At 46.8% G+C, this 23,718-nt stretch carries 19 protein-coding genes; 10 read left to right on the top strand and 9 right to left on the bottom strand.

The annotated features are described in order from the left end of the window. Positions 1-76: 76 nt before the first annotated feature. The 3 genes from GO755_RS08340 to GO755_RS08330 all read right to left on the bottom strand — a co-directional run bounded on the left by GO755_RS08340 (position 77) and on the right by GO755_RS08330 (position 2,837). Entirely contained in the window at positions 77-1,522 is a 1,446-nt protein-coding gene (locus GO755_RS08340; protein WP_157584298.1) for a tetratricopeptide repeat protein, read from the bottom strand. 126 nt (positions 1,523-1,648) lie between these two features. Further along, positions 1,649-2,206, bottom strand: coding sequence for a hypothetical protein (locus GO755_RS08335; RefSeq protein WP_157584297.1), 558 nt, complete (start codon positions 2,204-2,206; stop codon positions 1,649-1,651). A 76-nt stretch (positions 2,207-2,282) separates the two neighbouring features. After that, a complete protein-coding gene (locus GO755_RS08330; RefSeq protein WP_157584296.1) occupies positions 2,283-2,837 on the bottom strand; it encodes an ABC transporter permease in 555 nt (184 codons plus the stop codon). 117 nt (positions 2,838-2,954) lie between these two features. Here GO755_RS08330 and GO755_RS08325 point away from each other — a divergent pair, with 117 nt between their 5' ends. Next, positions 2,955-3,632: a TetR/AcrR family transcriptional regulator gene (locus tag GO755_RS08325; protein ID WP_157584295.1), complete on the top strand. Its 678-nt coding sequence runs from the start codon at positions 2,955-2,957 to the stop codon at positions 3,630-3,632. A 68-nt stretch (positions 3,633-3,700) separates the two neighbouring features. Further along, positions 3,701-5,026 carry an ABC1 kinase family protein gene (locus tag GO755_RS08320; protein WP_157584294.1) on the top strand — a complete coding sequence of 442 codons (1,326 nt, stop codon included), beginning with the start codon at positions 3,701-3,703 and terminating at the stop codon, positions 5,024-5,026. A 129-nt stretch (positions 5,027-5,155) separates the two neighbouring features. Here the strand turns inward: GO755_RS08320 and GO755_RS08315 are convergent, their stop codons facing one another. Then, on the bottom strand, positions 5,156-6,178 hold the full coding sequence (locus tag GO755_RS08315) for a Gfo/Idh/MocA family protein (RefSeq protein ID WP_157584293.1): 1,023 nt from the start codon (positions 6,176-6,178) through the stop codon (positions 5,156-5,158). A gap of 73 nt (positions 6,179-6,251) precedes the next feature. On the opposite strand from GO755_RS08315, the gene GO755_RS08310 reads away from it, so the two are divergent. Next, entirely contained in the window at positions 6,252-7,367 is a 1,116-nt protein-coding gene (locus GO755_RS08310) for a glycerate kinase (protein ID WP_157584292.1), read from the top strand. A gap of 58 nt (positions 7,368-7,425) precedes the next feature. Here the strand turns inward: GO755_RS08310 and GO755_RS08305 are convergent, their stop codons facing one another. Both GO755_RS08305 and GO755_RS08300 read right to left on the bottom strand, forming a co-directional pair. Then, positions 7,426-7,875, bottom strand: coding sequence for a hypothetical protein (locus GO755_RS08305; RefSeq protein ID WP_157584291.1), 450 nt, complete (start codon positions 7,873-7,875; stop codon positions 7,426-7,428). 95 nt (positions 7,876-7,970) lie between these two features. After that, entirely contained in the window at positions 7,971-10,643 is a 2,673-nt protein-coding gene (locus GO755_RS08300) for an MGH1-like glycoside hydrolase domain-containing protein (RefSeq protein ID WP_157584290.1), read from the bottom strand. A 400-nt stretch (positions 10,644-11,043) separates the two neighbouring features. Here GO755_RS08300 and GO755_RS08295 point away from each other — a divergent pair, with 400 nt between their 5' ends. Continuing rightward, positions 11,044-11,262, top strand: coding sequence for a VF530 family protein (locus tag GO755_RS08295; protein WP_157584289.1), 219 nt, complete (start codon positions 11,044-11,046; stop codon positions 11,260-11,262). 15 nt (positions 11,263-11,277) lie between these two features. Here GO755_RS08295 and GO755_RS08290 read toward each other — a convergent pair whose 3' ends face one another. Together GO755_RS08290 and GO755_RS08285 are read right to left on the bottom strand one after the other, a co-directional pair. Continuing rightward, entirely contained in the window at positions 11,278-12,513 is a 1,236-nt protein-coding gene (locus tag GO755_RS08290; RefSeq protein WP_157584288.1) for a TlpA family protein disulfide reductase, read from the bottom strand. Between the two features lie 78 nt (positions 12,514-12,591). After that, on the bottom strand, positions 12,592-13,767 hold the full coding sequence (locus tag GO755_RS08285) for a serine hydrolase domain-containing protein (protein ID WP_157584287.1): 1,176 nt from the start codon (positions 13,765-13,767) through the stop codon (positions 12,592-12,594). Positions 13,768-14,087: 320 nt separating this feature from the next. Here GO755_RS08285 and GO755_RS08280 point away from each other — a divergent pair, with 320 nt between their 5' ends. Together GO755_RS08280 and GO755_RS08275 are read left to right on the top strand one after the other, a co-directional pair. Further along, positions 14,088-15,461, top strand: a complete 1,374-nt coding sequence (locus GO755_RS08280) for a DUF3300 domain-containing protein (RefSeq protein ID WP_157584286.1) — start codon at positions 14,088-14,090, stop codon at positions 15,459-15,461. Between the two features lie 220 nt (positions 15,462-15,681). Next, entirely contained in the window at positions 15,682-16,359 is a 678-nt protein-coding gene (locus GO755_RS08275) for a response regulator transcription factor (protein WP_157584285.1), read from the top strand. Between the two features lie 146 nt (positions 16,360-16,505). Here GO755_RS08275 and GO755_RS08270 read toward each other — a convergent pair whose 3' ends face one another. Beyond that, positions 16,506-18,011 carry a M28 family peptidase gene (locus GO755_RS08270; protein WP_157584284.1) on the bottom strand — a complete coding sequence of 502 codons (1,506 nt, stop codon included), beginning with the start codon at positions 18,009-18,011 and terminating at the stop codon, positions 16,506-16,508. Between the two features lie 132 nt (positions 18,012-18,143). On the opposite strand from GO755_RS08270, the gene GO755_RS08265 reads away from it, so the two are divergent. From GO755_RS08265 to GO755_RS08250, 4 genes are all read left to right on the top strand, one after another. After that, positions 18,144-19,703: a serine hydrolase gene (locus tag GO755_RS08265; protein ID WP_157584283.1), complete on the top strand. Its 1,560-nt coding sequence runs from the start codon at positions 18,144-18,146 to the stop codon at positions 19,701-19,703. 158 nt (positions 19,704-19,861) lie between these two features. Further along, a complete protein-coding gene (locus tag GO755_RS08260; RefSeq protein WP_157584282.1) occupies positions 19,862-20,416 on the top strand; it encodes a YceI family protein in 555 nt (184 codons plus the stop codon). A 221-nt stretch (positions 20,417-20,637) separates the two neighbouring features. After that, entirely contained in the window at positions 20,638-21,180 is a 543-nt protein-coding gene (locus GO755_RS08255; protein WP_157584281.1) for a hypothetical protein, read from the top strand. 263 nt (positions 21,181-21,443) lie between these two features. Continuing rightward, entirely contained in the window at positions 21,444-23,699 is a 2,256-nt protein-coding gene (locus GO755_RS08250) for a CRTAC1 family protein (protein ID WP_157584280.1), read from the top strand. Positions 23,700-23,718: the final 19 nt, after the last annotated feature.

Below are 23,718 nucleotides of genomic sequence, written 5' to 3'. Positions count from 1 at the left end.
CTGTCATTCCGACCTCAGGAGGAATGACAGAAATACTTGATACTACTCTATTTCCAATAGAGCTTAAATAGCTTTCTTACCGCGTATATAAAGCTCCTTTGGCAATCGTGGATTCGTATTCATAATTGATCGTCTCCAGAAACTTGCCCGTTACCCAACCAATATCGGCATTTCGAACGAAGACAAAACGCTTCGGTGTAGCAGCCGTTGAATAGGCTTTCATGATTGCTTCCAGCCACAGTGCGCCAGCAATCAGTTGCTTCTCATTCAGGTGACTTTGTAAAGCCGTTATATCCTTCTCAACTTTATTACGGACGGCTGGATCAGTTACGGTATTCAGATTGGGTTTCGTTAGTTCTCGATAATCGGTTAGAGCCAGACGCTTAAACCGTTCCACATCATCCATCGTAACGGGAACTGCTGTAAACCCCGCCCGTTCTGGATGCAGGTAGGTGACTAAAGCCCAAACAATATCGCCACCAACACCAACTGTGTTGCGCTGTTGTAGTCCCCGATTGCTGGTGTTAAAACGATTCGTAAATATGGAGTCCGAAAGTGCTTTTATTACTCGTTGGGCTTCGCGTTTGTAAGCGTCCATATTTAGTGAGCGTTTGGCGTCGATCTTATCCACTAAGGAGTTTGTTCCAAAGGGAAGGTTAATACCATGAAACGCTTTAGAGCCCGGACTAGGGCCTACGTCGAAGTAGCCGCCAACAGTACTACTTTTACCAAGATCGAGAGCCGATGTCGTTGACCAAACTTTGCGCGGAATCGCCCCAGTCGTAAATAACTCAGCCTCCCGATTGGCAGTTAGGGTTGTATCTATTTTTAGATTACTGTTGGGGAGCGCGCGCGACAACTGGTCATAGACTTTTCGTCGGCTGTCGGGGTTCCGGGCCAACTCTTCCCGGACATCGTTACTCAGGACGATAAAAACTCGCTCATTTGGAATATTGTATCGCTGAATAGAGTCGAGACAGGCCCGTAATGCATCCTGCTCTGCCCGTAGGCCACCCGATACATCGGCAAACAGCGTAATAGAGGGATTGGCTATATCAGCAATCGACTTGATATCCTTCTCGTAAAAATCGGTCTCGTATTTTGTTTTAAGAATCGCCAGTTTAATACTCGAGGAGCCAATCTGGATACCCGCATACAAATTTTTATTGGACAGGTTTCGGACGATTTCATTGACACCCCAGGCACTGGCTACGTATTTCAATTTGAGGTACTGCGCCCCTGCCCGCTGGAGATAACTCAGGGCTGCGCTGGTATCGTGCAGATCGTGGTACGAAAGCCCTAATAACTCATTCGTAACGGCCTCCCAATACAAACTAGTGGTTTTCGTAGCGGGTAGGGCTCGTTGTAGCAGATTGATGGCCGCGTCTGACTTGTCGACCTCCCGGAGCGTATTAGCCAGCTTGATATAGCGAATGGCCTGATGCAGGCTTTGTGCTTTCTGAGCGAATCCAGTAATGCCCCAGCAATTAAAAAAGAAAAGTAACGTGAGTAAGCGTTTCATAAGCAGGGCGAATAAGGTTTGGGTTATCGCCACACTTACGTAGTAAAGCACCAAATAGACTTATCCGCTCACTGAAAAATGAGCTTGCATCCAGAAAACCGATTAGAAGGGAAAATAAACGAAGAGTTAAGGTTGACTACCCACCTTATTTAGAGAATCTACTTTAGGAGCGGGTGGCCGGAATCCACCAATTTCTTTCTGCATTTCCGGTTTCTTGGATTGATATAAGGCCCATTGTTCAGGTGTAAGAATGGGCTTTAGCTTTTCTTCTTTTTCCTCATTGAACATCAGCATTACCTCCCGGATCTGCTTAATAGTCTCTGGAGAAGGGCGCCCACCACCATTTGCCCCAACAATGTCTTTAATCGCATCCTGTTGTTGGCTGGCATACTCGTTGTTGAGATGTTTCACATCTTTCAACTGATCTTTTGTCAGCGACAGATTTTCTCTGAGCCACTTCGTTTCCTTCATAGCCATGTCGCCGGCAATATTGGGAACCGACGAACGAGGGCTACTGGGCATGTTCTGATTCATACCACTCATACCGCCCATGCGTCCACCCATGCCGCCCCCATAACCTCCACCTCCATAGCCGCCATACTGGGCAAAGCTTTTGGCACTCATGAACAGACTGGTGCTCAGGCATACCAGGCAAAATAGGGTTAAACGGGTTGACGCGGTCATGATTTCGGTTAGCTAGTTACAAATACGATGATTTAAGGGCGAAGTTCGGTAAAAAATAAATAATCTCTGAAGCTGGTTAATGGATAGGCGACTTTTCGGTTGGCTTTAGGCGAACACGTAGCTGCGGTTGTTCGCCGTCGGGCACAATCACGATAACATTATTGGTTAACGTTTCGCCATTTTCGAATAGATGACCACCTTGAGCAGGCATAGCGCTTGCAATGGGTTTATCATCTCTTCCATCTGTATGGCTGGCAGAGGCTGTGTAAGAAGTTGAAATAGGGCGGGCGCGAAGCGTAATTGTCTTGGACGTCAGCTTGGCTCCTGTAGCATTTATACAGTCGAAACGGGCCAGCAAATCCTGATCCTTTACACCGAAGGAAGTTTGCCGGGGGCTAAATAGTTTGTTCTCCCCACTTTTGTTGGTTGCATATACAGTAAGCTCGTAGCGCTTAACTGTCCCCATATTACTGACTTCTTTTTTGCTTTCATTTCGAATCGTGTAACCGTATTCGATACCGTTAATTAGCGTCGGCTGATTGGATTTAAGTTCGTAGGATTGCTGAGCGATTGCCGGAAAGACCAGACCAACGCCTAATACAAGAAGCAGGCAAAGGGAACAGTTATTCATGCGAAAGTCAAGGGGATGAAATGGTATCCGAAATTTACAAGAAAAACAGATGCAAAGGGAATGATATTGTAAGAACGATGACAAACTTTTCCGCTATACAGACCGTTGGTCTTTTATATGGAAACGCTCGAAAAAATCCGTAAAGCATACACTGAATACGTACTTGAAAACGGGAAACAGCCCACCTCTGTCTTCCAGTTTGCCAAGAAACTTAAAATCGCCGAAGCTGATTTTTATAAAGACTATGCCTCCTTCGATGCGATTGAAGCCGATGTCTGGCTTACAATTTTCAACGAAGCAAAATCAACGGTTGAAGCCGACGAAACGTATCAGACTTACTCGGTTCGGGAAAAACTGCTGGCGTTTTATTACACCTGGATTGAGTTGTTAAAAGCGCAACGCAGTTTTGTGGTATACAGTTATAGTCGCTTACGGGCGGAAAGCATGGAGCATGGGGCACAGAGGATGGGGAGTGCTGGTTGGATTCCTAGATACAAGTCTCAGATCTTGAGTCCATTTAAAGACGTGTTTTTTGATTATGCCCGCGATTTGCTGGCCGAAGGTCGGGAAAGCAAAGAAGTGGAGCCACGCCCATTTGTAACCGACCGGTACCCGAATGCACTTTGGGGACAAACCCTCTACCTGCTCGATTTCTGGGTGCGTGACGTGAGTAAAAACTTTGAAAAAACTGATTCGGCCATCGAAAAGTCGGTCAATACAGCCTTCGATCTCATTGGCCGTTCGCCATTAGATACCCTCTTCGATTTCGCCAAGTTTGTGTACCAAAATAAATAGCGTGGAGCTTGGAGCAAGGTGCTGGGTTTTATGCCTTGCTCCGAACTCCACGCTTCTTGCCCAACGCAATGAAAAGCCAAACCTCTGTTCCTACTACGAAAGTTGCCCGTGCCAGCCAGTTTGTGAAAGCAGGCGTAAAAGTAGGGGGGAACTATATCAAGCATTACAGTAAAAAGCTGCTCGATCCTAATCTGTCGAAGGAGGAACTCCATAAAGACAATGCAGCGGATATTTATGATGCACTGAGTGAATTGAAAGGCTCGGCGCTAAAAATGGCTCAGATGCTGAGTATGGACCGAGGGCTGCTACCTGTAGCCTATACCGACAAATTCACGATGGCGCAATACTCTGCTCCTCCGCTGTCGGGCCCATTGGTGGTGAAAACGTTTAAGACCTATTTTGGTAAGACGCCATCTCAATTGTTTGATAAGTTTGATAGTCAGGCTGTCAATGCTGCCAGCATTGGGCAGGTGCATCAGGCCTGGAAAGATGGAAAGAAGCTGGCGGTGAAGGTTCAATATCCTGGCGTAGCTGATGCGGTAAGCTCAGATTTGAAAATTGCCAAGCCGCTGGCTGTTCGGTTGCTAAATCTGAACGAACGCGACATTGACCGTTATATGGGCGAAGTGGAGTCGAAATTGTTGGAGGAAACGGATTATGAATTGGAACTCCGACGGTCGATTGATATTTCGGGAGCCTGTGCTCATATTCCCGATTTAGTATTTCCGAAATATTACCCTGACTTATCGTCGAAGCGTATTCTGACAATGGATTGGCTCGATGGGTTGCACCTGAAAGAGTTTTTGAAAACCAACCCGACGCAGGAAATCCGTAATCGGATTGGGCAGGCATTGTGGGATTTTTACGATTTTCAGATTCATACGCTTCGGCAGGTGCATGCCGATCCGCATCCAGGCAATTTTCTGATGCGGGCCGACGGTACGATGGGTGTTATCGACTTTGGCTGTGTGAAGGTGATTCCTAATTTCTATTACGACAATTACTTTCGACTCGTCAACCCTGACACACTCGAAGACCCGGAGTTGACCGAAGAAATTTTTGAAAATCTGGAGTTCTTAACCCCCGCCGATTCACCAAAAGAGCGCGTCTTTTTTTCTGATTTATTCAAAGAAATGACCCTCATGCTGGCCGAACCTTTTGCGGTTGACTCGTTTGATTTTGGCGACGATTCATACTTCAATAAAGTCTATGCCTTTGCCGAAGGATTGGCCAATGTACAGGAACTGAAAAACTCAAAGGTGGCGCGTGGCTCGCAGGATGGATTGTACGTAAATCGGACATACTACGGACTTTACGCTATGCTAAATGAACTAAAAGCTCGCGTTACGACCACAAAGCCTGAGTGGCTACGCTCGAAAAAGGAGCTGGTTTAGAGTTGGTCAGGAGTAGTCAGAATTGGTTAATTGGTCAAAGTAGTTAGATATAGAAAACACAATTCTTGATCATCTCTGACCACTCCTAACCATCTTTGGTTACTTTGACCAATTAACAACTCTGACTATTTATTTTTCTGCCGACTGGTAAATACGTTCGACGATTTCCTGTAAAATGGCGCCCTGCTCAGCCGTGCAGACGTTTGAGGATTTACCCTGGCAGGCATCCAGAAAAGCTGCTGTGTTTTTCAATTGTATATCGACTTCCTCCAAATACGGAAATTGTATATCTGCCAATTCCCCGGCTACTTCGGTATGTAGACTAAATGGGAATAAATTAACTCCGCCTTTACTGCCAAACAATTCCAGATTGCGCTCTTTTTCCGCTTGCATATTCAATGCAAATGAAGCTGAGAGCATAATCGACGATTTGTTTGGAAATGAAAGGTAGGCTGTAGCGGCATCTTCCACCTCAAAAGTAGCCGGATTCCAGGCTCCCATCAATCCTTTTCCTCCAGCTTTACCAATGAAATCGTAAGTATTGCCCAGAACCTGATCGGGCTTGGGATAGCCAAGAGCTAATAAGGCCAAATCAAGTACATGAACACCTAGATCCATTAATGCTCCACCGCCCTGCATTGCTTTGTTGGTGAAATAACCCCAGCCTGGAATACCCCTCCGGCGTAGAAAATGAGCCTTGATGTGGTAAATTTCGCCCAACAGTCCATCTGCTTTACAGCGCGTCAGTAACGACCATTCGCTCGTTTGTCGAAGCTGAAAATTATAGGCCAGTACCAGCCCTTTTTCTGCCGCCAAATCTGCCATTTCGCGGGCGTTTTTAGCGTTCAAAGCGGGTGGTTTCTCACAGAAAACGTGGCAGTTATGTTCAAGGGCCTCTATCGTTTGCGGATAATGCAGATTGTTAGGTGTGCAGATAACCACTACATCTGGTGCACATTGGCGGTATAGCTCACCTGTATCGTTGAATGCATGAATAATGCCATGCTTGTCTGCTAAAGTACGGGCTTTCGACAGGTCGCGGCTGCAAATGGCAACAAGTTCGACTTGTTCAGATAACTCTTTAAGCGCGGGAATATGATTATTATCGGCAATATTGCCACCGCCAATGATAGCTGCTTTAAGTAGGGACATAATTCTTGAATAGGCAGTAAATCGAATGAAAGGCCAACTTACTCACTTACCAAAGGATACACAATTATTGACAATGAAGATTTTACTGGCACCCGATAAGTTCAAGGGTTCATTGACGGCTTCGGAAGTATGTACAGCTATGACAGAAGGTATTTTACTGGCTAACCCGACGGCAGAAGTAGTTTCTGTTCCAATGGCCGACGGGGGCGAAGGTACTGCCGAAGTATTGACGCAGGTTACCCAGGGCGTCTGGCATACAATTACGGCTCAAAATCCACTAGGTTACGCGGTAGAAGCAGGCTACGGCATTTCGGGCGATGGGAAAACGGCTTTTATCGAAATGGCCCAGGCATCGGGGTTACGGTTGCTTAAACTCTCCGAACTCGATCCATTCCAGGCCAACACATTTGGAACGGGAGAGGTAATTGCTCATGCTATACAGCAAGGTGTTGAGCACATTGTTTTGGGAATTGGTGGTAGCGCGACCAACGATGCCGGAACAGGCATGGCAGCTGCCCTGGGCTGGCAATTTCTCGATGAGTCGGGGCAGCAATTACGGCCCTGTGGAGGCAATCTTGGGCAAATTCAGACGATAATTCCACCCAAAACTACCTGGGAAGGGACCGTCGAAGTCGCTTGCGATGTCACGAATCCGCTTGTTGGCCCGCAGGGGGCAACGTACATATATGGCCCACAAAAAGGGGCAAAATCGGCTGATTTACCAATTCTGGACGCGGGTATGAAACACTGGGCAGAGGTGGTTCAGACACAGTTCAACTTAGATTTATCAGACATGCCTGGTGCAGGTGCTGCGGGTGGATTGGGTGCTGGTGCCGTTTTATTTCTAAAGGGCCGCCTTACTGAGGGTGTCAACCTACTCATGAAACACACGCAATTAGCCGAGAAAATGGCAGGTGCCGATTTGGTCTTTACAGGCGAAGGCCGTATTGATAATCAGACCTTGCAGGGTAAACTTATTGCAGGCATTACGCGGATGGCGCAGGAGCAACATATTCCGGTAGTGGCACTATGTGGATCTCTACAGCTCGCGCCAGATGAACTGGTAACATTGGGACTGGCCAGTGCTTTCTCCATCATGCCTGGTCCAGCAAGTTTAGATGATGCACTGGCCAATGCTCCTGAATATTTGAGACGGGCTGCGTTTCAGGTCATGCGGTTATTCGTGTAGTATCACGGATTGGATTTAGATTCTATAGAATCTACCTGAATGCTCCGTCAAGCAGATTTTACTTTGTGGTGCGTTTGTATTTTTCAATGATCACGCGGTCAATACCAAGCTTTTCCACTTTTTCGACGCCTTTTTGAATTAGCGTATCACCACTGAACTTAACAACGAACTCGAATTTGTTATTTTCCCAGGCTTTATCGATAAAGTAATCCAGATGTTCTGTGTAATTGCTGTCAGCTAGTGTGTAAGTCCCTCCTCCTCCAGAGAAGGCATTTGTAGAGTCTTTTTTTGGAGCTATCGCATGGTTTAAAAAAGCGAAATGCGTGTCATTGATGATTTTAATCATCTTATGGGTCGGATCAAATGTAGAAAATGTAGAATCCTTCTCTGTAGTTGTCGCCGAAACTAATTCCCAGGTTCCAACAATTGGGAGCGATTCCTTTTTTGTCGTACAGCCTGCCAATATGGAAATCGATGTAATCCAAACAAGTACAATTTTAAATTTCATAGTAATTGGATTTCTGATAAGTGAACAATAAACAATATGTCGGGAAATAAAGGAAAAACGAAAGCCGGGCTACTAACCCGGCTTTCGTTTTTCCTTTATTTCCCGACAGGTATCGCCACACTTTCGGATTGATACTTATACCAGTATTCGATCAGGTCGGCTATCAGGCCTGTCCAGCCAGTTTGGTGACTGGCACCTAAGCCCATGCCGTTGTCGCCATTGAAATATTCGTAGAAGAGATACAGGCCTTGAAAATGCGGGTCGTTCTGCATTTTTTTGTCCTGACCATAAGCAGCTATCTGGCCGTTTTCGTCGCGCCGGAAAATATTGATAATCCTCTCGGTGAGGTGCATGGCTGCTTCCTTAAGACTCATCACATGCCCGGAATTGGTCGGGTATTCTACTTCGAAATCATCGCCATAGTATTGGTAGAACTTCAATAGCGAATCAACTAACGGAAAGTTGAGCGGAAACCAGATAGGGCCACGCCAGTTGGAGTTGCCGCCAAACATGCTCATTTCAGATTCTGATGCTACGTAGCGCACCTGAAAAACTTCGCTATTTAGCTCGAATTGATAAGGTGTTTTTTCGTGGTATTTCGACAGAGCCCGAATACCATAATCAGACAAAAATTCAGTTTCGTCGAACATCCGCTTCAGAATCATCTTCATTCGGTGTCCACGTAATAGACTCAACAGGTGTGTTTCGCCTTTACCAGGTTCGTGCCAACGCGAAACGAGCGAAGCCAGATCCGGGCGATTCGTAAGTACCCACTCAACCCGGCGTTTGAAATCGGGTAGTTTCGATAACAGAGCTTCGTCCAGAATTTCGACGGCAAAGAGTGGAATCAGGCCCACCATCGACCGTATTTTAAGCAGCCGGGCGTTGTTGTCGGGCATATGCAGCACATCGTAGTAGAACTGATCTACTTCATCCCAAAGGCTGATATTCTGACGACCCAGATTATTCATCGCTGAAGCTATGTGCAGAAAATGCTCGAAAAACTTACTGGCCATGTCCTGATAGCTGGGCCGCGTAAGTGAAATCTCGCAGGCAATCCGGAGCATGTTGAGCGTATACATAGCCATCCAGCCTGTACCATCGGCCTGCTCAATACGACCGCCCATGGGTAAAGGCTGGCTTCGATCAAAAACCCCGATGTTATCCAAGCCAAGGAAGCCCCCTCCGAAAATGTTATTGCCCGATACATCTTTGCGGTTTACCCACCATGTAAAATTCAGTAATAGCTTATGGAATACCCGTTCCAGGAAATTTACGTCACCAACACCGTTCAGGTCGCGGTCAATTTCGTATACTTTCCAGGTTGCCCAAGCATGAACGGGCGGGTTGACATCCCCGAAATTCCACTCATAAGCAGGGATCTGCCCGTTCGGGTGCATGTAGTACTCCCGCAAAATAACCGCCAGCTGACGTTTGGCAAAGTGCGGGTCCAGTCGTGCTAACGTTAGTGTATGGAAGGCCAGATCCCAGGCCGCAAACCAGGGGTATTCCCACTTGTCGGGCATCGAGAGAATATTGGCCGTATACATGTGCCGCCAGGATTCGTTGCGGGCATAAACACGCCCCTGGAACGGTACAGGCATCTTAGGGTCTCCTTTTAGCCATTCGTTTACGTTATAGTAATAGAACTGCTTGTTCCAGAGCATACCGGCATAGGCCTGCCGTTGAATAGCCACTAGCTCAGGATCCGTGACGTTTTTTTGCAGATTGGCAAAGAAATCATTGGCTTCTACGACTCGTTTTTTCCAGATGTCGTCAAAATCGCCAAAGGGTTGAGTCAAGTGTGTCTGGTCGCTAAAACGCAGTCGGATACTGACACTTTCGCCAGCCGGAACCTTCCTCACATATTGCGCAGACGCTTTCGTGCCAATCTGATTTGGATTGATAAAGCCTTTTTTACCTCCCGACGTAATGTAGTTATTGATGCTGTCTTTGGGGTATTTCGCTACATTAGGACGACCATATAGCCGCTCTGTATTGGTGTCGTTGTCGCAAAATAACAGTGCGTCGGCATCTTCGCAGTAAAGCTTGTATTTGCCTAGCTGCTTGTGATTCACCTCAACCTGATTATTGGCAATGCCGTGAAGCATGGGCCGAGTGTTATACTGCTCATAGCCCCAGGACCAGGTATTGCGGAACCAGATCGTTGGTAACAACGTGAGCGGAGCTTCTTTGGCCGAGCGGTTGTGGGCCGTAATTGTTACCAGCCAGTCGTTCTGATCGGCCTTGGCGTATTCGACGAAAATGTCAAAATATTCGTCTTTCTCAAAAATACCCGTGTCGGTCAACTCAAACTCCGGAGCCTGACGGTCCCGACGCATGGTTTCGATAATCAGCCGATTATACGGAAATTCCTGTTGCGGATACTTATACAGCATCTTCATGTACGAGTGTGTTGGCGTACTGTCCAGATAATAGTACAGTTCCTTAACATCCTCACCATGATTACCTTCTGGTCCCGAAAGTCCAAAAAGCCGCTCCTTTATTATATTGTCTTTATGGTTCCAGAACGCCAGTGCGAAACAGATATGGCCCTTATTGTCAGAAATGCCACCAATACCTTCTTCACCCCAGCGATAGGCGCGGGAACGGGCCATATCGTGGGTAACGAAGTTCCAGGCATCCCCATATGGACTATAATCTTCGCGAACTGTACCCCAGGCGCGTTCGGAAAGATAAGGCCCCCATTTTTTCCAGCCTTTATTATCGGCTCGTTCGTAAATGCGTTCGCGTTCGGCTATAGGCATGATATTGAGTATAATTAACCCTTACGGTGGGTACGAATAGAAAATTCAGGCAGATACAGACCTCAAAGATAGTATGCGTGCTGAGTATTTTTGAAAATTTTCGTTTGTAGTTCGGTGAATTTTGCCTGCAATTGCTTTGCCAATCAATAAAATACAATTGATTGATATGTCAAAAGAAGAATACAAACCTGACCTTAGTTTTACTTATAAGTTCTATGCTTCTTTAGACGTGTAGGTATTTAGATTTGTCACAAGTTAGTGCAGACATTGTTTATTTAAATTGATAAATGGTAACTATTGGTGATTTTTAATTCAACTGAAGCTATTAGCGCTATGAACTAACGTTCCGATAAAAATAAACTATGCAATTGATCTACGATTTTTAACCGTTGTTTGTAGTATGAATACGCAAGCCAATAACCCCCTGCATGGAAAAACACTCGAAGCTATTCTGACAGACTTGGTGGCTCACTATGGATGGGAACGGCTAGGTCAGAAAATCAGAATAAATTGCTTTACCAGTAATCCCAGTATCAAATCAAGCCTGACGTTTTTACGCAAAACAGACTGGGCAAGAAAACAAGTGGAAGATCTCTATCTGAAAATGAGTTCGCGTTAATAAGTTTAACTCGTTCTATTCGCCAATTAGCTTGACAATATCCTGTAGAATGGCATCGGTCATACTAGGGCGTTTGGCGTTCGCATCGGCGATCTGCCCATTTTTATCGATCAGGATGTAGCGCGGAATTCCCTGAATACCAAAATATTGTACGGTCCGGGATCTCCAGCCACCTTTTGACAAACCTTGCTCACCTTGTAATTGGAGTGTATTGAGTGCTTTTTTCCAGACTTCTTCAGTATCGTCGATAGATAGGTATAGAAATACAACTTGTTCTTTCTGCTTCTTCGACAAGCGCTCCTGAAGTTGTTTGGAAAACGGAAATTCAGCCCGGCAGGGGCCGCACCAACTGGCCCATACATCGAGGTAAACCACTTTCCCTTTAAATTCATCGAGGGTAACAGGCTCCCCATTTTGGTTGTCAAACGAGAAGGCTTTTGGATCTACGACCTTCTTTTTTGCTGTTGCCGCCACAACGGGTTCATCTTTTCGAGCCATCACCTCCCCACAACGAGCTTTTACGGCAGCTACATAACCCGCAGAACTGGGCGTATTGCTCAATAAGCCAAACACCTCCCGAACCGATGAAGGTGGAGTTTTATCGCAATTTTCGACCAGTACCCTAGCCAAAGCGTATTGATACGGCTTGCCTGTCAGGTGCTGACGGGCAAACGTAGCTTTGTCGGACATGCTGGTCTGGATATCAGCTGGCGTGTATTTTACGAAATTACGGGCCTTTGAATTGAAGTAAGTGACGTAGAAAAACAGAAAATCCTGATAAGGTTCTGCTGGTAGAGCGGTTTCGTCATTGACGTTTAGGGCAGTTAAGTCCTCAACCATAACCGACGGGAGCGATATCAGATTTACCTGGGCCGTCTGCGCATTTCCCCGAAGAACGGGGTACGCTAGTAGCAAGTGCCAATAATTCCAGCGGATACAGGCTTCAACATATTTTCGAAAACCTTCTGAAAATTGACTACCCTGCGGATACGATTTGTAAAATGTAGACTGGGCTTTGCGAGCGTCAAACAGCCCCATTTCCCACGCATCCAGTCCTGCCGTTTGCAGTTTGGCATACTGACTGGTTGCGTCAAAATCAGCCTTGAATTTCGTCTTGAAATCAGTTAGAAATGCCTTTTCAGACTCTGCTATAAATAGGGTTTCGGACTGTGGTCCCTGGTAAATAGACTGAGCAAAAGCCTGCCCAATGCCGACAAGACAGAATAGTAAGGTAAACTTGAAAACGTTCATAAACTTATAGATTTAGGTTAAGTACAGTAATACGATCCTGCGTCCATGCTGCATTCGGGCAAACATCATTCCAATTCATTATTCTTTTACGGCAGCCAGTACACGCTTAATCAATTCGTTTGGACTTCCGTTGTGCCAGCGCCATACAATCACAATATCGTGTTCGGGGTCTATCCAGATTGTATTTGAGCCTGCGCCAATGGCAGCATAACTTGTGGTGGGGCCATTGGGCCAGGCTTTCTTTCCAGTTGAACTTGTGCCCGTATTAAGCCACCACAAATAACCATAATCGGGCCCGAATGGACTTGGTGAGGTTGCTTTTTTGACCCAGTCGGCCGAGACGATTTGCCGGTTACCCCAATGCCCTTGTCGCAAAAACAGGTAGCCAAAGCGGGCTTCATCGCGCGTGTTGATCCGCAATCCACCACCCCAGCGGGTTCCGCCACTCACCGACGGCATTTGTTTGCCATCGATATCGGCAACCGCGTTTGGGTAGGGGATATATTGCCAGGTATCGGAAGCGCCAATGGGATTCATGATTTCGTCACGGACAACATCTGGGATTGGCTTTTTCCATAAGCGAAGCAGCGAGAGTGCCAGGCGGTTGATACGTACATCGTTATACTCGTAGTAAGTGCCGGGTTTCTGGAGGGTTCGGGGTTTACGTTCGCCTTTTCCAAACGCTTCTTTTCCGACGAAATCGCTGTTTTTGCCCCACATTGTTCCTTCCCATTCGCTGGTTTGAGTTAAGTGATTCTCCCAGGTAATCGTCTTGTTTTGCTCAGACTCATAACCACCATCATGAATGAGTTTCGCTACCGGATCATGGACATCAGGAATCATACCCCGTTCTAGGGTAATGCCTGTAACCGTTGATAACACACTTTTGGCGACACTATATGTCGGGTCAGGGCGCTGGGTGTCGCCCCATTCGGCCACGATATAACCATGTCGAAGGACAATACCATTTGTAGCAGCCCGACTAGTGGGCATTGGGCCAAGAAGCTTGCCGAAAATTTCTTCCTGTGTCGAGAAATTAGGCGTCATCTGGGTCGTTTCCTGCGTTTTGGCAAAGGCAATGGCCTGATCCAGCAAGGCTGCATGCATGCCCGCTTTTTCGGGAGCCAGGTGCGCCCAATTATCACCTTTAGGCGGAAAATAAGTTGTTGATTGGGCCGGTGGTCGATGGCAGGCTAGTACTATAGCAAGCACCAGCGTATAGAGGGTAAATTTACGTAGGAGAGGGAGCGTCATAGTTTGCTGAAGAAATACGGAATCCCCGAAGTTAGTCAAGTTTTATTTCTGACAGGATTTACGGGATAAAACAGGATTTTTTCTTGAGCCTATCAACCCTGCTTTATCCCGTAAATTCTGTCAGAAATAAGCTTTTTTAACGAAACATTAACCCGCCTTTTAATCCTTCTTTAGCCCATATAACGTTGTTTGTATAGTCAGCAAGACGGGCAGATGCGACCTAAGTTCGCTCCGAATTTTTGCCGAAGTTGGGCTTGCCTGCTGACAGTTAACTTAATTAACTGTATTCGAAAAGAAGGCGAATAGCCTTATCGACAATCATGAAAACGTTCATCCAATTCATCCCAACGAAAGCTCTGGTGCTGACACTTGGGCTGTTGTCGGCAGGATGGCAATCTACCATAGCCCAAACTACAGAACCAGATCAGCAACCTGCTAATGACCAAACCATTGTCTCGGCTATTGCACCATATCGCGACGATGTGCGCCGGTCGATCTTATTGGCCAGCGTACAGCCTAATGTCCTCACTGCTCTGGCACAGCAACGAGCAACCAGTGAGCAGGCCTTTGCCAGCCTGATTCAATCGTATGGCCAAAATAAGCAAGCCTGGTTTTACGATTTGTCCCGGTATCCCGACATGTTGCATGCTCTGGCTACCTTGCCTGCGGGGTCTACTGAACAAACGGTAAAAGACCTGACAAAAAATATGCCTGCGGATTTGCAGACATCAGCCTGGAAACTATATCGCCATCACAACGCCGATCTGATTCAGGTCGATAACATTAACCAACAGGCCCAACAAGCGTTCGATAACCTGATTAATCCGCTGGACATTCCGACGCAAAGCGCGTTTCGACAATTGATTGACATGCCTGATGTGTTGACCCAACTCACCGATCAGATTGATAAGACGGCGCGTTTGGGCGAAGCGTATCGCGCTAATCCTGATCAGGTTACGAAAGACCTGACAGCGTTGCACGATAGCCTACAGGTGCAAAATCAACAGGAATTGGCTGACTATCAGAACCAGCTAAACAATGATCCTCAGGCTAGACAGGAGTTGCAGCAGGCTGGTCAGGCCTATGCACAAGCGAACGGGTATAACAGCGGAATCAACCCGAACCCAGCCTGGGTGAATACCTCGTATTATTACCAGAATCCGTATTCTTACTTCTTTGGCTACCCTTATTGGTATGCTTCACCAATGTGGTATCCATCGGCCTGGTGGTATGGAACCGGTTTCTATTATGGTCTGGGTGGCAATATGGTTCTGTTTGGTCTGCCTTCACTGGGTTTCTCAAACTGGTTTTTTGGATCGGGTCGTTATGTGTACCCTCACCTGTATAACCGATTCAATACCTACTATACCCATAACATGGGCGAACACCGTATCCTAACGCCAGGTAATGCGGGCTTCATGTCTGCGGCTCACCGGACGTTTGGACCAACTACTGGTCTTGGAAATGGACGAGCTAACTGGCTAACCAATGCGGGTCAATACACCCGATCATCGAGTAGCCTTGGTAATGGAGCTCGGGTAGCATCACCCGGTCGTTACCAGGGAACGAACGCCAATACCTACCATTCTCAGTCTTGGGGTGGTGGCGGTATGCGATCATTCGGGGGTGGTGGATTTAGTGGAGGAGGTTTCCATGGCGGTGGCGGTTTCCACGGTGGTGGCGGTCGTCGGTAAAACAGAATTGATCAGTATAGCGATTACCCTATCGTCAAAGCCCCGATTCAGTTGGATTGGGGCTTTACTTTTTCTTTCTGACAGGATTTACAGGATAAGGCAGGATTTATCCCGTGACTTGAATCCTGTCTTATTTTGTAAATCCTGTCAGAGAAGGGATATACTTTCCATGATACGTTGGTGCTGAAGTTTTTCTAATTTCGCCCCAACGTTTACCACTATGCATATACTCATCGTAGAAGATGAAGCGTCGATTGCCGGATTTCTCCGGAAAGGATTAGAAGCCAGTGGCTTTCATATTCAGATTGCATCTGACGGAATTATGGGCCAGCGAATGGCGCTCGATTACCCATATGACCTGATCATTGCGGATGTTAATCTTCCCCGTCAAAATGGTCAGGATATGGTGGCCGCTCTCCGAAAGGAGGGGGTCGAAACGCCAATTCTGATGCTGAGTGCCCTGGGCACGACTCAGGATATCGTGACGGGTTTAGACGTTGGCGCTGACGATTATTTAGTCAAACCGGTTCAGTTTGATATTCTCATGGCTCGTGTGCGGGCGTTAACTCGCCGACAAACAGGCCATTTACAGTCTGAAACGACGTTGACCGTTGCCGATCTTGTTCTTAATCTGGATGAACGTACCGCCCGGCGTGGCAACCGACCAATCAATCTAACGGCAAAAGAATTTCAACTCTTGGAATACCTGATGCGGAATCAGGGGCGGGTTATTTCCAGAGTTACCATTGCCGAGCAGGTATGGGATATGCAATACGCCATGAGTAGCAACTCAATTGAAGTGTATGTGGGCCTGCTGCGGAAGAAGATCGACCAGGATGGAGTCCCCAAACTCATTCATACGGTTATTGGTGAGGGCTATGTACTTCGGGCACCTTAGCTTTAGCTAAGAATGTGGTGTTGGTTACTTATAGCCGACAGTTTAGGTTTCTCAAAACCTATCGGTACTAACGATAGGTTTTGAGAAACCTTATTATGGCAGATTTAAGAATCTGTCATCACTAGAAGTATCTGCTATTACGAATCTCACCGCTCCAGTTTAAATCCTTCGTCCACCAGCACACGCGTTGGCCGATTGGCTATATCCCAACCTGTTAGGTAAATCCACCTGGCAATCCGCGTCACTTTTGCGGTGTTGATACGGTCGGGCTCGTCTTTGGGCGTGTGGTAATCAGGGTGGAGCAGAGTTGTGAAGGCAATGGCCGGGACACCCGCACGGGCGTAGGGGAGGTGATCAGAACGGAAATACCATCCTTCGGGATGCTCGGGTTTGTCCCAGAGCATATCCAGTTTGAAATGCGCTTCCGATTCGTTGACAGCCAGAGCTGCATTGACCAATTCAGTCGAGTTGCGGTGGGGTGGCTGTTGGCCCAAGATAGCAGCACTATCTGGATCGTTCCGACCAATCATCTCGGCATTCAGCACGGCTACGATCGATTCTTTCGGTACGGTCGGATGCTCTACATAATAGCGGGAGCCTAGCAGACCACGTTCCTCTGCACCATGAAAAACAATGAGAGCTGACCGTTTTCCCGGTTTCTGGACAAACGCCCGTCCGATGGCCATTGTTGCGACACAGCCACTAGCGTTATCATCGGCCCCATTCCAGATCGAATCACCTGCTACAGCCCGCCGAACACCATCATGGTCCTGGTGCGTACTGAAGAGGACATACTCATCTTTCAGTTTTGGATCGGTACCGGGTACCTTCGCTACAATATTCACGGATGGGTAATTAAAACTTTCGACGTTGACAACATTGGTAAATTGCTGGCCGGGTTGTTTAACCCACTCCAGCGCGCTGGCTGGAAGCCAGACCGTAGGGGCTTGTGAAAAGACGCGGGTGTTGGTTCCGCCTGGTAAGTCGTATCGGCCACGTTCTAGCCCCGTCGTCCATCGGTCGAAATAGAATTGAGCGGGTGCATCGGAAATCCATACGACTGCTAAGGCCCCCGCTTTGACCAACTCGGCTGCACGACGGTTCATCGTACCAAATAAAAATCGACGATAGCTTAGTTCGGCAGGGCCCGTTCCCGAAAACTCTAGGGCTATGGCCTTCCCTTTTATATCCACGTTCGCAAGTTCTTCAGGTGTTCCTTTACCAACGAACACAAGTGGCACATCGACCGATGCAATGGCTGGAGCCAGAATAAAGGCATCCTGACCATGCGTCAACTGATGACTACCGATGTTTAGTCGAGTGGTTTCCGTAATGCGTGTGCGTTGAATGTGAAAAAACTGGAAGAATGTGCCATCGTCGCCAGCGGGTTGCAGTCCCATGGCCCGAAGCTGATCGGCGATCCAGGCCGAGGCTTTGAGTTCATCGAGCGAACCGCCTTCACGGCCCCGAAAGTGATCGCCTGCCAGCGCGAAAAGGTCCCGTTTAATATCGCTCTCTTTAATAGCCGACAGACCATTAGCGGTTTTGCTGGCTTTCGATTGGGCAACGCTCGCTCTAGGGGAGAGAAGTATCGGCAAGACAAGAGCGGCAACGAGCCAGCGTCGAATTTTCTGTTTGTTGACGTAATTCATGGTTGTATAGGTAAGAAGATGATTTGACAAATATACATAGAGACCGGTTCGTCCCTACGCTACTACCTTACCGGTTCGCAAGCAATCGCTACAATTGGAAAAAGCTTATATTAGGGCAACAAACAACCTCCTATGAAATCTATTTTCTTCTTTTTTACGCTGTTTACCAGCACTTGTATTATACAGCCACTATGGGCTCAATCGAAAAAAAAGCCAGTTGATCCCGTTGCTCGCTACGATGCCTATATACAGCAAGCGGTCCACGACTGGCATGTACCGGGCCTTACCGTCACGGTTGTGAAAGACGGGAAAGTGCTGTTGAAGAAAGGGTACGGTATTCGTGAATTAGGCCACTCGGAGGCTGTTGACACGCAAACCCTTTTTGCTATGGCATCGACGACTAAGGCTATGACAGCCGCCTGTATAGGCATGCTTGTCGACGAGGGTAAGCTTCAGTGGGATGATCCAGTCGTGAATTACCTGCCCGATTTTCAGTTTTATGACCCTGCCGTTACGCGTGAGATACGAGTACGGGATCTTCTAATTCATAATACGGGTGTGGGTAATGCAGACGTACTGTGGGCCGCAATGAAGATTCCGTCTGATGAAATTCTACATCGAATGCGACTCATCAAACCATCATACTCATTACGATCAAGCTTTATCTATCAGAATATCATGTATTTGGCTGCTGGTAAAGTCATTGAAAAAGTAAGCGGTACACCTTGGGATGTGTTTATTCGTACCCGCATTTTTGAACCATTGGGCATGCGCCGGACAAAAGCACTCTTTCGGGAAGTGGCTGACGAGACCAATCGTGCGAAACCACATATCGAAATCCATGATACCGTTCGTGCCGTGAACAGCCGGATTGAAGAAGGGCTGGTCGATGCCGTTGGGCCGGCTGGTTCTATCTGGACATGCCCCGATGACATAGCTACCTGGATGATTTGTATGCTCGATAGTAGCCACTTTGCAGGTAAATCCTTATTGAAACCCGCTACCTGGGCCGAGTTATTTAAACCACAAACGCTGGTGACCGACGCGCAATTTTACCCGACTCAGCAATTGACTAAGCCTGTTTGGAAAACCTATGGTTTAGGCTGGTTTCAGCACGACTATCGTGGACATCGGGTGAATTTTCATACAGGAAGTCTGACAGGTATGGTTGCAATTCATGGCCAATTACCCGATCAGAAATTAGCTGTCTATGTACAGGGTAATCTCGATCACGCTGAATTACGTCATGCGCTCATGTACCGTGCCTTCGATGAGTTTGGGCAGCTAGGCTTGTCAAACGACTGGAGCGCTGATTTCCTGAAGATGTATAGTGGATTCAAGCAGACAGCAAAAGCAGCTGAACGAAAAGCAGACAGTACTCATGTGCTAAATACGAAACCCTCTTTGCCACTAACTGCCTACGTGGGCTCATACTCCGATCCGCTTTATGGAAAAGTGGAAGTGACATTGAAAGACGGCAGATTATATGCCTCTATCAATAATCTGCTAACGGGTTATCTGGATCACTGGCATTTTGATACATTTCGGCTTAATTATGATCAATTCTGGAATGGTAAAGACCCTGTTATTTTCAGCCTCGATACAAAAGGTAAAGTGGCTAAACTAACTGGTGGAGGTATGGAGCTGGCCAAAGTACCAGACAATCCCGAGAAAGGCGTGGCGGACCGATAAAGGTCAGCGTGTGCCAATGGATTTGCCCATCGCTATTCTACACGAGTCCATTGTCCTTTTTAACAATCTGAAAAAAGTTTTTCAACTTTTGAAACATTTACCTGTAATTAAATGTATATACATCAAATACCATTACACGTAATAAAAAAAACAAAAACATGGAAGCACAACCCGCAACCGCAACAACAATAAGCTGGGCTATTGACCCTATGCATTCTGAAATTCAGTTTAAAGTAAAACACCTGGTTATTTCAACCGTAACGGGTTCGTTTGGTCAGTTTGAAGGCCAGGTCGAAACCGTAGGTGATGATTTTACGGATGCTAAAATTTCGTTCTCGGCCGATATCAGTAGCATCAGCACAGGTCAGGAGCAACGCGACGGACACTTGAAGTCCGCTGATTTTTTCGATGCTGAAAACTTCCCTAAACTGACATTTACATCAACCAGTTTTACCAAAACGGGCGATGATACCTATAATCTTACGGGCGATCTGACGATTCGTGATATAACCAAGCCTGTTACCCTGAAGGTTGAACATGGCGGACAGATGCAGGATTTTTACGGTCAGACAAAAGCTGGTTTTGAGCTAGTAGGAAACATTAAGCGCAAAGAGTTTGGCTTGACCTGGGATGGCGTTACCGAAGCAGGTGGCGTGGTTGTGAGCGACGACGTTAAACTGGTAATGAATATCCAGTTAACGAAGCAGGCTTAAACTGTTAGAGATAACCAATCGTAGTCTGGAAATCGGCACTGAAGCAATTCGGTGTCGATTTTCGGTTTTAGGTACTCATTAGTTGAGGAAAGCCGTTTCCAATGGGGCTAGTTGCTTAGTAAGGCGAGAAAAAACGTACACTGAGACGACAATTGGCATGCATTCAGATTTGGATTAATTGACTAAATTACTTTACTTTTGGCATAAAATTACGCTGCGAGTTGAAACGCCTGGTCTCTATCGGTCTACTCAGTTTATTCCTGTGCCACATACTGGCTCATGTGCTCGTGCTGTGGACGCTCAACTGGCAGGAAGAGAGTGACTTGTCCAGCCGCCTGACGGTGTATCGAACCGTAGATAGTATCGTCGAGTTTTATATTCCTCTACATGAACGGGCAGCCAACACAGTTTTGCCAGCGCAAACTACGGATGGCTTTGCATACCGGGATAGTTATTTTGAAATTGTTCGCCAGGAAGTCAAGAACGATACATTGCATATTTTGGGATATGTCAATAAAAAACGTTCATTCTGGCAGCAGGATTTACTTGGGTTTATTAAGCATCAGTTTAGTAATGAATCAGGATCGTCGCAGAAAAAGGCTGACCATCTACTGAAGAATTTATTAAAAGAGTATTACACCAGCCGGCCGATCGTTATGTGTTTCTGCCATTCTCACTGGCGGGAAACTAGTCAAATTCCTTCGATCACGGCATTCCTATCCAACCGGGCTATACCCGTTCATTCGCCCCCTCCACAAGCCTGAATGGCTCTTAGTACCAGATCAACCTAACTGGCTTCGTTTTTCACGACAGTACTTAATTTACTGTGGGGTTTTGTCATACCCATGAGTAAGTCGTGTATATGCATTCTACGTAGCTCTGTATCTGGTTTATAGCTCCTCTAGTTTATCATGCTAAATCCATTCGGGAAATCTAACCGGTAAAACCGGTCCTATTCCCCTATGCTTTAGCGACTAACTCCGTCCATCTCAATCTATTGATGGACGCAAAACCGCTTACGCTAAAAATGAAAAAACTAATATATGTCGCAATCGGCCTGATTACGCTACTAGCTATTGTAGCAGGCTTTCACTCGCGACCCAATTCACAGGAGCAGATGGTCGATCTACTCCAAAAAGTCAACCATAAGTTTCGGGACTACCGAAACGATTTCAGTCCCGAGACGCAACTGGCTCATATTGATTCCGTTATGGGGCAGTCGGGTCAAATCGAAGTAGAAATATATGCAAAGGCCGCTACACTGCTCAAATTGGGCGAAGAAGAAAAAGCCATTGTCTTACTGGAAGAGTTGATCAACCAACTCAAATCGGTTAATCCAAAAGCTACCCGAGTGGCCATGGGCGATTTGGCGCTGGCTTACCTGCGTCTGGGCGAACAGACAAACTGCGTGACAAACCATTCTGCTGAGTCCTGCATTTTGCCGATTCGGGGCGGTGGCATTCACGCGAATAAAACTGGTTCACAAAAAGCAATTTCAGTTTATGAAGCCTTACTGAAACAGGACCCCGAGGATATGGAATCGCGCTGGTTGCTAAACCTGGCTTATATGACGCTGGGGCAGTATCCCAAAGGCGTCCCTTCGGCCTGGCTCATCCCAAACATGGTAGATACCACTAACCGGATCGATGCGTTTCAGGACGTGGCTAAAGGCTTGAACTTGGATGTATCAAACATGGCTGGGGGAGTAATCGTCGAAGATTTTGATCACGACGGCTATTTAGATATAGCCATGTCTGGCTGGGGACTTGACGAGCCAATGCATTATTTCAAAAACAACGCCAACGGAACATTTAGCGACAAGTCGGAAGCATCGGGTTTACAGCAGCTGACCGGTGGATTGAATATGATGCAGACCGACTATAATAATGACGGATTTGCCGACATTTTTGTGTTGCGGGGAGCCTGGCAGGGCGAATTTGGGGAACAGCCTAATTCATTACTAAAAAACAATGGTGACGGAACGTTTACTGACGTAACAACCGTGAGCGGGTTGCTGTCCTTTCACCCTACCCAGACCGCTACCTGGGCTGATTTCAATAACGATGGCTGGCTAGATGTATTCATTGGTAACGAAACCGCTAATTCATTTCGGGTTGTTGGGAAACCGCATCCTTGCGAATTGTTTCTTAATAATCAGGACGGAACGTTTACTGAAATCGCCAACCAGGCCAATTGTAATATTGTTGGATTCGTTAAGGGAGTTACGTCGGGCGATTACGATAACGATGGTTGGAAAGACCTGTTTCTGTCAACCATGGATGGAAATCGGTATTTGTTGAAGAATAAGGGTGTGCGAAACAAAGTCCCTTATTTTGAAGACGTTACGTTGAATGCGGGTCTGCGGGATGAGTCAGGAAATAGCTTTACAACCTGGTTCTGGGACTATGACAACGATGGCTGGCTGGATCTATTCGTTTGCGATTATAGCTTTTTGAAATCGCTGGCTTTTTATGAAGCAGCTGAAGCGCTGAAGCAGCCAATTGGCAAGGCAGGCACCATCTATCTGTATCGCAATAACCATGATGGCACTTTCGTTAATATGTCGGCCGCTGCGAATGTTCAGAAAACCACGTTTTCTATGGGTGGTAATTTTGGCGACATCAACAATGACGGCTTTCTGGATATGTATCTGGGTTCGGGAAATCCAAACTATAAGTCGCTGGTACCTAACAAGCTATTCCTGAATCAGCAGGGTAAAGCATTTGCCGATGTGACCACCTCCGGTCGGGTAGGTAATCTGCAAAAGGGCCATGGCGTATCGTTTGCAGACCTTGACAACGATGGTGATCAGGATATATACATTGAGATGGGGGGGGCTTATGTAGGCGACAGCTACCCCAATTCCCTTTACCTGAATCCGGGTCAGAGCGCCAATAACTGGATTTGTCTGAACCTGCACGGCACCAAAACCAATCGGTTAGCCATTGGTTCACAGGTAAAGCTCACCTTTAAAGAAAAGGGTATTCAGCGGACTGTTTATCGGGATGTCAATTCGGGGGGAAGTTTTGGATCATCACCCTTACGACGGGAAATTGGTATCGGTGCGGCAACGATGATTGATGAAGTCGAAGTACGCTGGCATGGCTCCAAAACGGTACAGGTCTTTCGGAATGTGAAGCCCAATCAGTTTTTGTCTATTACCGAAGGAAGCGATAAACTTGAACGAGTAGCGCTTAAAACACTCAATTTCAGCAAAGACGTAGCGCCAATTTGCCGAACGCCAGTGGCACTTGTTTCAGCATCAAGCGCTCGGAAGCCTTAAATCAGATTGAGCTTGTTCT

Source organism: Spirosoma arboris (assembly GCF_009754945.1).
Taxonomy (GTDB): domain Bacteria; phylum Bacteroidota; class Bacteroidia; order Cytophagales; family Spirosomataceae; genus Spirosoma; species Spirosoma arboris.
This window is presented reverse-complemented; position numbering and strand designations above follow the sequence as displayed.